Below are 13,591 nucleotides of genomic sequence, written 5' to 3' on the forward strand. Positions count from 1 at the left end.
TGTCGTTTTCTTAGCTTCAAGTGGCCGAATTATACGATTTTACTGACATAAACCCAATAAAAAAGCCCGGAGATCCGGGCTTTGTCTTTGTCATCATCTTGAAGTTGCGAGCTGCAACCTAGACGCTAGCAGATTTAGTTCATCATATTGCAAGTATCACAGTAGATATAGACGTTATTTGGATCATCAAAAGAGGTTAACGTTTTCAAACTGCTAGTCCACTGTTGTAGCATTTGCTCTAACATCGATGACTGACTTAGTGAGGCGGGCAGGTAGCTCGATACTGAGGCAAACATCTGCTGCATGAATTTTTGTTCGGGTGTCAGCTCTTGTTCGATGACGCGGGTGTCAAATAGCGTCATATCCGCGAGTTTAGCGGCTTTAGCTATGGCTTCATCTACATCACCCAGTTCATCGACTAAGCCAAGCTCAAGAGCTTTTTTACCGCTCCACACACGGCCCTGAGCAATCTTATCGACTTGTTCTATGGTCATCTTACGTTCTTTAGCGACCAGGGAGATAAAGTCCGAATAGCCGCGTTCAATATGACGTTGGATAATCGCTTCAATCTGGGGGGAAAGTGTGCGGGTAACAGATAATCCTGCCCATTCTGAGGTCGATACGCCATCGGTATGCACGCCTATACTGGCCAATGAATCTTCAAAGGTAGTGATCATACCAAAGATCCCAATCGAACCCGTGAGTGTTGTTGGCGTTGCGAAGATATAGTCGGCACTGGCTGAAATCCAGTAACCACCGGATGCGGCTAAACTGCCCATGCTCACAACCACGGGTTTACCCGCTGCTTTAAGTGCCAGTAATTCTTGACGAATCTGCTCAGAGGCAAAGGCGCTACCGCCAGGGCTATCAACACGTAATACTAAGGCTTTAATGTGCTTATCAAAACGTGCCTTACGTAGCAGTTCGGCAGTACTTTCGCCGCCAATTTGGCCCGCAGGTTGAGTGCCGTTCAAAATTGTGCCACTTGCCACAATAATACCAACACTGTCTTGCTCTACAAAGCTGGGTAATGGCGTCACTAAGGTTAAGTAATCATAAAAACTGACTTGCTTGAAACTGTCACCACTGCTGGCTTTTCCTACGGTTTCTAGCATGGTTTTACGAAAATCTTCTGTGGTCGCTAGGTTATCAACCCATTTCATGTTGATTGCCATTGTGGCTGAATCGCCATTGGCTTTATCGAGCTCTGCCAAATAAGTGGTTGCGTCGGGCACCAGAGAATTCGGTTCGATATTACGATTGCCTGCGACAGTTTGTGTGTAGCTTTGCCATACATCGGCTAACAGTGCACTACTGGCTTCCCGCGCAGCATCTGACATATTGTCACGTATGTAGGGTTCAACTGCAGATTTAAAGGTCCCCACGCGGAAAATATGCGCTTTGACTTTGAGTTTTTCTAAGGCCGATTTGAAATATTGGTTGTACATACTCAGGCCATCAAGCGAGACACCGCCTTGGGGATTGAGGTAAATGGTGTCGGCAAAACTGGCGAGGAAATATTGATTTTGCTCGTAGTAGTTGCCGATGGCGATGACTTTTTTACCGCTCTCTTTAAAGCGATTGAGTGCATTTCCGATAGATTGTAGTTTGCTGATCCCAGCACGTTTAAGATCGACCAGATCGAGCACTAGTACGCTAATACGTTGATCTTGCGCTGCACTGTCAATGACATAAAGCACATCGGCGAGTAGGATTTCACCATCGGCGTTGGCATTTTGGCCTTGTTTGAATGCGGCTTCTAAGGGATCGACTTGTTGTTTCTGATCGACAATAGAGCCTGCTAAATTAAGCACCAGTGCCGAATTATCTTCAACTTGGATATCTTCGCTACTGCCAATGGAGATAATGATCGCGGCTAAGAGTCCAAAAAAGATTAGATTGAGGATGAGTTTACGCGTCCCGTTCAGGGTGTGCCAAATAAACAAACATATTCTCTTGAAAAACGATGGGTTAGCGGACATCTGCCACTCCTTTATAAGTCCAATCTGCCAATGCTAACTGAAAATGGCGCTACAGGCTAAACACAATTGTAAAGGATTTTGACTGATGGCCTCGATCCAACGGTTGAGCTTAGATTTGACACAAGGTATGCTGATTTAAATCACTTGTTTTAAAAGGATGTTTGAATGTCGTTTCCCCATTTATTAGAACCCTTAGATCTGGGATTTACCCAGCTCAAAAACCGTGTGCTTATGGGCTCAATGCACACAGGTTTGGAAGAAGAAAAGGGCGGATTTGAGAAACTGGCAGCGTTCTACAAAGAACGCGCTCTGGGCGGTGTAGGTTTGATTGTGACGGGTGGTATTTCCCCCAATCTTCGTGGTCGCCTTACGCCCCATGCCTGTCAGCTGAGTTTTCCTTGGCAAGTGGGTAAGCATCGCGTGGTCACTCAGGCGGTGCATGAGGCTGGCGGTAAGATCTGTATGCAAATTTTGCATGCGGGACGTTATGGTTATCATCCTTTTTCCCAAGCACCAAGCAAGATTAAATCCCCCATTACACCTTTTACGCCGTCTGCTATGTCTAGTCGTCAAGTGCGCTCGACCATTAAAGATTACGCCAGCTCCGCCGCTCTTGCCAAGAAAGCGGGTTACGATGGTGTTGAGGTGATGGGCTCTGAAGGATATTTGATTAATCAGTTTGTCAGTGCGCGCACCAACACTCGCACCGATGAATGGGGCGGTGCGTTTGAAAAACGGGCGCAATTCCCAATTGAGATTGTTAACGCGATACGGGCAAAAGTCGGTAAAGATTTCATCATTATCTTCCGTTTATCTATGCTCGATCTGGTGGATAACGGTTCAACTTGGGATGAAGTGGTGCAGCTCGCTCAGTGGTTAGAGCAAGCTGGCGTGTCCATTCTAAATACGGGCATTGGCTGGCATGAAGCGCGTGTACCGACCATTGCGACAAGCGTGCCCCGTGGCGCCTTTGCGTGGGTGACGGAAAAGCTCAAACAATCTGTTTCCGTTCCCTTAATTGCGACTAACCGCATTAACACCCCTGAGATTGGTGAGCAGATTATCGCCTCAGGTCAAGCTGACATGGTGTCGATGGCGCGGCCTTTCCTTGCTGATCCTGAGTTTGTGAATAAGGCTGCGGCGAACACGCCGGAGCTTATCAACACCTGCATTGGCTGTAACCAAGCTTGTCTTGATCATACTTTTTCCCTCAAGCGCGCAACTTGCTTAGTGAATCCTCGCGCCTGTTATGAGACTGAAATCAACTTCTTACCCACAGCCAATAAAAAGCGTATTGCGGTGATGGGGGCAGGCCCTGCGGGCATGGCGTTTTCTGTCTATGCCGCTATGCGAGGCCATCACGTTGTCTTGTTTGAAGCGAAATCTGAGGTGGGTGGTCAGTTTAATCTCGCCCGTAAAATCCCAGGGAAAGAAGAGTTTAACGAGACTATTCGTTACTTCATAAACCAAATTAAGTTGCATAAGGTGGAGCTGAGATTAAACACTCGCCTCGATGCCAGTGTGTTGGCGACCGAAAAGTTTGATGAAGTGGTAATCGCCTCAGGCGTTGTGCCGCGTGATTTAGTCTTACCCGGTTTTGATGACCCACGGGTGGTCGATTATCAAAAAGTGCTCTTGGGTGAAGTGACTGTCGGTAATACGGTGGCCTTGATTGGCGCCGGCGGTATAGGATTCGATATGGCGCACTTTTTGTGTGAGCGCCAGTCGAGCACCTTGAACCCCGATAAATGGCTACAACAGTGGGGCATAGATAAGACTTACCAGCATGCGGGCGGCCTGACTGAACCTCATTCCGACAATACTGATCATCGTAAGGTGTTTTTACTGCAACGTAAAACGTCGAAGATGGGCAAGGGCTTAGGTAAAACTACCGGCTGGATCCACCGTCTTGTGCTTAAGCAACATGATGTGAAGATGAAAACGGGCGTGAGTTACGATAAGTTTGATGAGGCAGGACTGCATATTCGCGTGGGTGAAACCGCTGAAGTGCTGGCCGTCGATAACGTCGTCTTGTGTGCTGGGCAAGAATCGAATCGCACGTTAGTGGATGAGATGAAAGCGACGGGCCTGCCTGTGCATCTGATTGGTGGCGTAGATGTCGCGGCAGAGCTTGATGCTAAGCGTGCAATCCGCCAAGGCGCTGAACTGGCAATGCGTTTATAGAAAGTCGATAAGCCTTACGTTTTAAACCTTAAGTATTCAATTTTAGATCCTGAAAGCCTGAACCTATGTTCAGGCTTTTTTGTTTTAGTTTGTTTTAGTTTGTTTTAGGTTTTTTAGTGTGAATGCATTGAAAATAGAGAGAAGGGAAAATAGTGGAGTTTAAAACGTTTGGTATCTAATGGCGCGGATTGATTTAGGCTGTATTGAAAGGGGCTGTTTGTCTTAAAGCTACTTTTTGTTTAAAAGCTCATTTTTGTTTTAAAGCGATTTTGGGTTTTAACGCCACATCTTGTTTAAAGCAGCTTATTGAACAATCGAGTCTTGCCGTTATGAGTCTTCAAACACTGCCTGTTTCTGCGTGCGTGTGTCACTTGCTACATTTTGTGTTTGCTTTGACTTTGCCAAACTGGCTTTATTCTGATTCGATTGACACGCATAGGTGACCACAGCTGCACCTTCAGGTGATAGATCTAGCTCTAAATCTTCGGTAGGCACACAGCAGCAGGGCAAACATTCATCATGTTTGAGTTCGGCTAAGGGTTCGTTTAAGTAGCTGACTTTTCCGCTGATGACGCGTGTTTTGCAGGCACCGCAGAAACCGTTGCGACATTCTGAGAAGATTTTGACTTTTTTGGCTTCGAGCGCTTGCAGCAAAGTGCCTTGTTGCTCGGTAAAGAGCAACACAGGTTGACCTTGAAGGCGCACGATTGGCGCCTTCGCAAACAGGTTTTGTGGCCGTTTTTTTGATGTCACTGTTTTAATGCCATTTTGTAACGTCACTTTTAAGTGTCTTATAGATCGAAGTCGAGGAACTCATCACCATCAACCGCGGAGTCGATTTGGCCGACAAGGTATGAAGATACTTCAACTTCCTGTGGTGCAACTTGCACTGCATCGCTTTCTAACCAGTTTTTCATCCAAGGTAATGGATTGGTTATTTCTGGGTATGGTTGCGGTAGATTCACCGACTTCATGCGTTGATTAGTAATAAACTCAACGTATTGGCACAGGATCTGTTCATTCAAACCTATCATAGAGCCGTCTTTGAACAGGTATTTGGCCCATTCTTTTTCTTGCTCTGCGGCTTTGAAGAATAAATCGAAAGCTTCCTGTTGGCATTCTGCAGCAATTTCACCCATTTCTGGATCGTCTTTACCGCCTTGCATGATGCTTAAAATATGCTGAGTGCTGTTTAAGTGTAAGGCTTCATCACGGGCGATTAAGCGAATAATTTTCGCGTTACCTTCCATGAGCTTACGTTCAGCAAAGGCAAATGAGCAGGCAAAGCTAACATAGAAACGAATGGCTTCTAGGGCGTTGACTGACATCATGCACAGGTACAAGGCTTTTTTCAGGGTACGGGTATTGACTATGACTTCTTTGCCATCGATAACATGGGTTCCTGCACCGAGTAAATGGAATATCTGAGTCAATTGGATCAAATGATCGTAATAAGCGGCGATATCGGTCGCACGGCTTAAGATTTCTTTGTTCACAACGATATCGTCGAAGATCACTGAAGGATCGTTAACGATATTACGAATGATGTGGGTGTATGAGCGCGAGTGAATCGTCTCAGAGAAAGACCAAGTCTCAATCCAGGTTTCTAATTCAGGCAGTGACACCAGCGGCAAAAAGGCCACATTGGGCGAGCGGCCTTGAATCGAGTCGAGTAGGGTTTGGTATTTCAGATTCGAAATAAAGATGTGTTTTTCATGATCAGGCAATGCACCGTAGTCAATCTTATCGCGACTGACGTCTACTTCTTCCGGGCGCCAAAAGAAAGATAACTGCTTTTCTATCAGTTTTTCGAACACTTCATATTTTTGTTGATCGTAGCGCGCCACGTTGACCGATTGACCTAAAAACATAGGTTCACGGGTGGCATCGTTGGGTGTTTGACAGAAGGTAGAGTAGGCCATGGTGCTATTTTTCCAATGGATAGGGATCCACTAAATAGGGATCCCTATACTTTTTATTTGTAAGAGCCGCGTTAACGTTAAAGACTAGATTTTACATGCGCCGCCGGCGCAACCGTCATCTTCTTTCTCTAAATTGGTGATGTCATCGTGTGAATCCGACGCACCATCGCGAGTGTTATGGTAGTAAAGCGTTTTAACACCTAACTTGTAAGCATTGAGCAAATCTTTCAGTAGGGTTTGCATTGGCACTTTACGGCCTTCAAAACGTGAAGGATCGTAGTTAGTGTTAGCCGAAATCGCTTGGTCAACGAATTTCTGCATAATACCCACTAGCTGTAAGTAACCGTCGTTGCTTGGCATTTTCCACAGCAATTCATAGCTATCTTTCAGTGTATCGAAATCTGGTACCACTTGTTTTAGCTGACCGTCTTTGCTCGATTTCACGCTGATAAGGCCACGTGGTGGCTCAATACCATTGGTCGCATTGGAGATTTGCGACGAGGTTTCTGATGGCATTAATGCCGACAGCGTTGAGTTACGCAGGCCATATTGCTTGATATCGCTACGCAGTGATTCCCAGTCTAAGTGCAATGGTTCGGCACAAATTTTATCCAAGTCACGTTTGTAGGTATCAATTGGCAAAATACCTTGAGAGTAAGTGGTCTCGTGGAATAACGGACACGCACCTTGCTCTTTGGCTAAGTTCATTGAGGCTTTCAGTAAATAGTACTGAATCGCTTCGAAGGTTCTGTGGGTTAAAGCGTTCGCGCTACCATCAGAATACTTCATGCCGTTTTTCGCTAAATAGTTAGCGAAGTTGATCACGCCTATGCCTAAAGTACGGCGATTCATCGAGGCGATTTGCGCGGCCTTGATAGGGTAATCTTGATAATCCAATAAATTATCCAGTGCGCGTACGGCGAGGTCGGCTAATGGCTCAATATCAGATAACTCTTTGATAGAACCTAAGTTAAGTGCTGACAGCGTACAAAGCGCGATTTCACCTTCTGGATCATCGATGTTGTTCAATGGTTTAGTCGGCAGGGCGATTTCAAGACACAGGTTAGACTGTCTGATCGGCGCGACTTTTGAATCGAACGGGCTGTGAGTGTTGCAGTGATCCACGTTCTGAATGTAGATACGGCCCGTTGAGGCGCGCTCTTGCATCATCAGTGAAAACAGCTCAACTGCTTTTATCGTTTTCTTACGAATGCTGCTGTCTTGCTCATATTGCACATATAAACGTTCGAATTCGTTTTGATCTTCAAAGAAAGCATCGTACAAGCCAGGCACGTCAGATGGGCTAAATAAACTGATGTTTTCGCCTTTGATCAGACGTTGATACATGACTTTGTTCAACTGCACACCGTAGTCTAAATGACGGATACGGTTGTCTTCGACGCCGCGGTTATTTTTCAATACCAGCAGAGATTCGACTTCTAAGTGCCAAATAGGGTAGAACAGGGTCGCAGCACCGCCACGCACGCCGCCTTGAGAACACGACTTCACTGCGGTTTGGAAATACTTATAGAAAGGTAAACAACCTGTGTGGAAGGCTTCACCACCACGGATTGGGCTACCTAAGGCACGAATACGACCGGCGTTAATACCGATACCCGCACGTTGGCTGACGTATTTCACGATAGACGAAGCGGTCGCGTTGATAGAATCTAAGCTGTCACCACATTCGATCAGTACGCAAGAGCTAAACTGACGCGTTGGGGTGCGCACACCGGCCATAATTGGCGTTGGCAGCGACAGTTTAAAAGTTGATACCGCGTCATAGAAATCTTTAACGTATTTCAGGCGCGTCTCTTTTGGATAACGGGCAAACAAGCAAGCTGCGACCAAAATGTAAAGGAACTGCGCGCTCTCATAGATTTCGTGGGTCACACGGTTTTGAACTAAATATTTGCCTTCAAGCTGTTTTACCGCAGCGTAGGAAAAATCCATATCGCGCCAATGGTCGATATAGGTATCCATCACATCCAGCTCTTCGCGGGTGTAATCACTTAAAATGTGTTGATCGTATTTACCCAGCTCAACCAATTTAGTCACGTGAGCATACAATGCGGGCGGCTCGAACTGACCGAAGGCCTTCTTACGCAAATGAAACACCGCTAAACGGGCAGCAAGGAACTGATAGTCCGGTGATTCTGGAGAAATTAAATCCGCCGCAGCCTTGATAATGGTTTCATGGATAGCTTCGGTTGGGATGCCATCGAAAAACTGTAGGTGCGAGCGAAGTTCAACTTCCGAAACAGAAACGTTTTTTAATCCCTTGGCTGCCCAAGTAATTACGCGGTGTATTTTTTCGAGATCGATATTCTCACGATCGCCACAGCGTTTTGTGACTGTCATAGTGCTATTCATTTGGAGATAGGCCTTGGTTCTTATATGTATTTAGGTGAGCAAAATCACCGTACGTATCCTTGTAAAACAATCAATAATCGTCCCTTAAATACAGCTGACTGGTTACAAACGAGTCAATTAAGCGGCGAGCTTCTAGTGTGTCTGATTGTTACCTATACACAAGATATGGTGTTTTAAATTATATGGGATACAAGATAGTGAGGTTTGCCCCTATTTGCAAGTCTGAATTCAGGGGACATCTTGTGGATAACGTGAGGATAAAATTTTGCGTTAGTAACGACTAACCTTGAAGCTCAATTTCAGGTTAGCGTGTCACACTCATGGGGGATTTTTAGGCGATCTTTTCTTTAGATCGCGATCGCTCACGAGTGCCGATCTTTTATCCGCCTGACTTTTTCCGTGGGTCATAAATAGTATGCTGACACACTGATGTTCGTCAGTGAAGTTACGTATTGGATGCCTTAGTCTTGAGCATTGTAGGCGCTGTTTTTGGTTGATGTTGTTAAGCCAATGCTTCGATTAGTGCTTGATGTAGCTCAGTTGGGCTCGCAAAATACGCGTGCGCTGGCCATTGCAACGGCTTGTCGTTCACGCCCAGATAACCCCATAGGGCCACGCCGCCTAACATGCCAGCAGCCTTGGCCGCGAGCAGATCTCGCTCGGCATCCCCAAGATACAAAATGTGCTCAGGTGCGCAGTTTAGTTGCTGTGCACCTAACAACATAGGTGCTGTGTGGGGTTTTGGGTGTTTGGTCGAATCGCCACTGATGATAACGGGCATACGCAAGTGTAAATTCAGTTTTCGCAATAAGGGACGGGTAAACCGGGCTGGCTTGTTGGTGATCACCCCAAACGGCATCTGCGTTAACTCAAGCCAATCGAGTAATGCCGCTATGCCTGTGAATAGCGCACAGTGATCGCCATTTATACGCTGATAGTGGGCGAGTAGCCCTTGCTGAACTTGAGACCGAAGATCTTCTGCCGCATCAGGGATCGCGGCATCGACTAAGGCAAAACTGCCGTGGGATGCGGCGTAGCGCATGGCCGCTAACGGCTGCGCGGCGATGCCGACATCTTGAAGACTTAAATTGAGGGCTTGCACCAGATCCGGCGCGGTATCGGCTAAGGTGCCGTCGAGATCGAACAGTACGCCTTTGATCTGTGCCAGACTCATATTAATCAACCTTACGCGTCGCTATCATGTAATTCACATCAACCTTAGGCGTGTACTTAAAAATGCTCGTCAATGGGTTGTAGCTTACCCCTAAGGCATCGGTACAGATAAGATCGGTATTATCTACTAGCTCAATCAGCTCCGAAGGCTTAATGAATTTTTTATGCTCGTGGGTGCCAACTGGCAGCATTTTTAGCAAATATTCCGCACCTAAAATGGTGTGCACGTAGGATTTAATGTTGCGGTTGATGGTGGAGAAAAACACATGACCACCGGGTTTGACCATGTCACAGCATGCTTTAATCACAGATTGTGGATCGGGTACATGTTCGAGCATTTCCATGCAGGTCACCACATCGTAATAGGCTTGATGATCTTGGCTGTGGGCCTCGGCAGTATTTTTTACATAATTAATGCTCACGCCCGTTTCGAGGGCATGTAGGCGGGCGACTTCTAAGGGCTCATCACCCATATCTAAACCATCAACCTCGGCGCCGATGCGGGCCATGCTTTCAGACAAAATGCCGCCACCACAGCCGACATCGAGCACTTTCTTGCCGAAAATACCGCCAGCGGTTTGATCGATATAGTTTAAGCGCAGCGGGTTTAATAGATGCAGCGGCTTAAATTCGCCGTTGAGATCCCACCAAGTTTCGGCCATACGTTCAAACTTTGCGATTTCCTGTGGGTCTACATTGGTATTCTGATGCATGCTATTACCTGAAGAAGCTGTATTGTGCGGCTATTATAACGACTATGTTTGATAAACAAAGTGCTCGACCGAGCTAAGCCCTTGTGGTTGAGTGAATTTTCAGCAGTTATCTGCTTTTATGTTAATTGTTGTGCTCCGTATCGACCTTTTACTTTATCCCTTTGGCGATTTTTCCTCATCGTAAGCCGTGAATTTCAACGCTTGTTTATCGCACAAACGACCAAATTGACAGTGTTTTCATCTATTAAGCCACCAGACTCTCAATTCGATAATGATAGGTCTGGCGACATTAAATAACTGTGTTAGAATGCCAAATCACGTTTTTGGGCTTGGCAATGATACGGATTATACGTTGTCGGCTATTTTTCAGGGGAACGAGCAGTTTATGACTGATCTGGCATCATCTATTTCGCCAATTAATATCGAAGACGAACTAAAGAATTCGTACCTTGATTACGCCATGAGCGTTATCGTGGGACGTGCATTACCAGACGTGCGCGACGGCTTAAAGCCGGTTCATCGCCGCGTTCTGTTTGCCATGAGTGAATTGAAGAACGATTGGAACAAGCCTTACAAAAAATCTGCCCGTGTGGTCGGTGACGTCATCGGTAAATATCACCCGCATGGTGATTCTGCTGTTTATGACACTATCGTCCGTATGGCCCAGCCATTCTCACTGCGTTACACCTTAGTAGACGGCCAAGGTAACTTCGGTTCGGTCGACGGTGACTCAGCGGCGGCAATGCGTTATACCGAAATCCGTATGGATAAGTTAGCGCACCAATTACTGGCCGATCTTGAAAAAGAGACAGTGGATTTCGTCCCTAACTACGACGGCACAGAACAGATCCCAGCTGTACTACCTACACGCGTACCTAACCTGTTAATTAACGGTTCATCGGGTATTGCCGTGGGTATGGCAACCAACATCCCACCCCACAACTTAACAGAAGTGGTGAAGGGCTGTTTGGCATTGATTGAAGAGCCTTCACTGTCGATTGAACAGTTGATGGAATACATTCCAGGTCCGGATTTCCCCACTGCAGCGATTATCAATGGCCGTAAAGGCATTATTGATGCCTATAAAACTGGCCGGGGCCGCGCGATCATGCGTGCTCTGGCAGATGTGGAAACCGAAGATAATGGCCGTGAGCGCATTATCGTCACTGAAATCCCGTATCAAGTGAACAAAGCCCGTTTAATCGAGAAGATTGCCGAGCTGGTTAAAGATAAAAAGCTTGAAGGGATCAGCGGTCTACGCGACGAGTCTGATAAAGACGGTATGCGTATCGTTATTGAAATTAAGCGCGGTGAAGTGGGCGAGGTTGTACTCAATAACCTTTATGCTCAAACACAAATGCAGTGTTCTTTCGGGATTAACATGGTGGCCCTGACCAATGGTCAGCCTAAACTGTTTAACCTTAAAGAAATGCTCGAATGCTTTATTCTGCATCGCCGTGAAGTGGTGACGCGTCGTACCGTATTTGAACTGCGTAAAGCCCGTGAGCGTGCCCATATTTTGGAAGCGCTGGCGGTTGCACTGGCTAACATTGACCCGATTATTGCACTGATCAAAGCCTCACCCACGCCTGCGGATGCCAAAGTGAAATTGGTTGAGCAAGGTTGGGAATTAGGCCACGTTCAAGGCATGCTGGAAAAAGCGGGCGATGACGCCGCGCGTCCAGAGTGGTTAGAGCCACAATACGGTATTCGTGACGGTCAATACTTCCTGACTGAGCAACAAGCTCAGGCCATTCTGGAACTGCGTTTACACCGTTTGACCGGTCTTGAGCACGATAAGATCATCGCCGAATACGAAGAACTGCTCGAATTTATCGCGGGTCTGCTGTTTATTTTGCGCAGTCCTGAGCGTTTGATGGAAGTGATCAAGGAAGAATTAGTTCAAATCCTTGAAGAATATGGTGATGCGCGCCGTACAGTGATCAATGCCAACGAAGTTGATATGAGTCTTGAAGACTTGATCAACGAAGAAGACGTTGTGGTAACACTGTCGCACTTAGGTTATGCCAAGTATCAACCATTGACCGATTACCAAGCCCAGCGCCGTGGTGGTAAAGGTAAAGCCGCGACGAAAGTGAAAGACGAAGATTTCGTCGAGAAGCTGTTAGTTGCCAATACCCATGACACCATTTTGTGCTTCTCTGATTTTGGTAAGATGTACTGGCTCAAAGTGTATCAACTGCCATTAGCGAGCCGTACGGCCCGTGGTCGTCCAATTGTTAACTTGTTGCCGTTATCCGATGGCGAGCGCATTACTGCGATTCTGCCAGTACGTGAATACGCGGCGGACAAGTACATCATCATGGCGACCTCACACGGTACTGTGAAGAAAACCGCACTAACTGCTTATAGCAATCCACGTGCAAACGGTATTATCGCCGTTAACCTCAAAGACGGTGACCAACTGATCGGTGTCGATATCACTAACGGTGATGACGAAATCATGTTGTTCTCGAACGAAGGTAAAGTGGTTCGCTTTGGTGAGAAAGTTCGTGATTCTGAAACAGGCGAAGTGAAAACCGATCCTGAAACTGGTGAAGAAGTCTTGTCCTTACGTCCTATGGGCCGTACTGCAACAGGCGTTCGTGGTATCCGTTTAGAAGAAGGTCAGAAAGTCGTGTCGCTTATCGTACCCAAAGGCGATGGCGCGATTCTGACTGTGACTGAAAACGGCTACGGTAAACGGACGCAACTGTCTGAATATCCTGCGAAGAGCCGTGCGACTAAAGGTGTGGTTTCAATCAAGGTGAGTGAACGTAACGGCGCTGTTGTTGGGGCTGTTCAAGTCGGTCTTAACGACGAACTGATGCTCATCAGTGATAAAGGTACCTTAGTGCGTACACCTGCGAGCGGCGTGTCTATCATTGGCCGTAACACTCAAGGTGTAACGATTATCCGTACTGCGGGCGACGAGAAAGTGGTCGGCCTACAACGTATCGACGAAATCCAAACTGAAGAAGATGAAGTCGAGCTGGATGAAAACGGTTTACCGATTGTTCCTGTCATTGTCGAAGGCGAATTAGCCGACGAGGCGCTTGAAGAAGCGCTGGATGACGAAGAAGAGTTGGACGAAGATGAAGACGAGCTTGCTGATGATGAGCAAGACGAAGAGTAATTAAGTGTCATATTAACGAGCGTCCAATTGGACGCTCGTTTTTTTAATGGCATTGATGTTGATAGCATTGTTCGTTTTAGAATGGTTTCGTATTTATCAATACCTACA

General features: G+C 46.6%; 8 protein-coding genes. 2 read left to right on the top strand and 6 right to left on the bottom strand.

The features are described 5' to 3' along the window. Positions 1–134 precede the first annotated feature (134 nt). Positions 135–1,982 (bottom strand): signal peptide peptidase SppA, encoded by a 1,848-nt coding sequence (gene sppA / locus L5M28_RS03380; protein ID WP_263197608.1) that lies wholly within the window; start codon positions 1,980–1,982, stop codon positions 135–137. A 165-nt stretch (positions 1,983–2,147) separates the two neighbouring features. On the opposite strand from sppA, the gene L5M28_RS03385 reads away from it, so the two are divergent. After that, the gene (locus tag L5M28_RS03385; RefSeq protein ID WP_263202467.1) at positions 2,148–4,166 is read left to right on the top strand and encodes an NADPH-dependent 2,4-dienoyl-CoA reductase; all 2,019 of its coding nucleotides are present in this window, start codon (positions 2,148–2,150) and stop codon (positions 4,164–4,166) included. Between the two features lie 327 nt (positions 4,167–4,493). Here L5M28_RS03385 and yfaE read toward each other — a convergent pair whose 3' ends face one another. The 5 genes from yfaE to ubiG all read right to left on the bottom strand — a co-directional run bounded on the left by yfaE (position 4,494) and on the right by ubiG (position 10,347). Next, on the bottom strand, positions 4,494–4,919 hold the full coding sequence (gene yfaE / locus L5M28_RS03390) for a class I ribonucleotide reductase maintenance protein YfaE (protein ID WP_219252440.1): 426 nt from the start codon (positions 4,917–4,919) through the stop codon (positions 4,494–4,496). 38 nt (positions 4,920–4,957) lie between these two features. After that, on the bottom strand, positions 4,958–6,088 hold the full coding sequence (nrdB, locus tag L5M28_RS03395) for a class Ia ribonucleoside-diphosphate reductase subunit beta (protein ID WP_028759863.1): 1,131 nt from the start codon (positions 6,086–6,088) through the stop codon (positions 4,958–4,960). Between the two features lie 84 nt (positions 6,089–6,172). Beyond that, the gene (gene nrdA / locus L5M28_RS03400; RefSeq protein ID WP_263197613.1) at positions 6,173–8,461 is read right to left on the bottom strand and encodes a class 1a ribonucleoside-diphosphate reductase subunit alpha; all 2,289 of its coding nucleotides are present in this window, start codon (positions 8,459–8,461) and stop codon (positions 6,173–6,175) included. 502 nt (positions 8,462–8,963) lie between these two features. Then, positions 8,964–9,635, bottom strand: coding sequence for an HAD family hydrolase (locus tag L5M28_RS03405; RefSeq protein WP_263197615.1), 672 nt, complete (start codon positions 9,633–9,635; stop codon positions 8,964–8,966). Position 9,636: 1 nt separating this feature from the next. Further along, entirely contained in the window at positions 9,637–10,347 is a 711-nt protein-coding gene (gene ubiG, locus L5M28_RS03410; RefSeq protein ID WP_263197616.1) for a bifunctional 2-polyprenyl-6-hydroxyphenol methylase/3-demethylubiquinol 3-O-methyltransferase UbiG, read from the bottom strand. A 385-nt stretch (positions 10,348–10,732) separates the two neighbouring features. On the opposite strand from ubiG, the gene gyrA reads away from it, so the two are divergent. After that, positions 10,733–13,483, top strand: a complete 2,751-nt coding sequence (gyrA, locus tag L5M28_RS03415; RefSeq protein WP_105253124.1) for a DNA gyrase subunit A — start codon at positions 10,733–10,735, stop codon at positions 13,481–13,483. Positions 13,484–13,591 lie beyond the last annotated feature (108 nt).

Source organism: Shewanella sp. SW32 (genome assembly GCF_025653365.1).
Lineage (GTDB): Bacteria > Pseudomonadota > Gammaproteobacteria > Enterobacterales > Shewanellaceae > Shewanella > Shewanella oncorhynchi.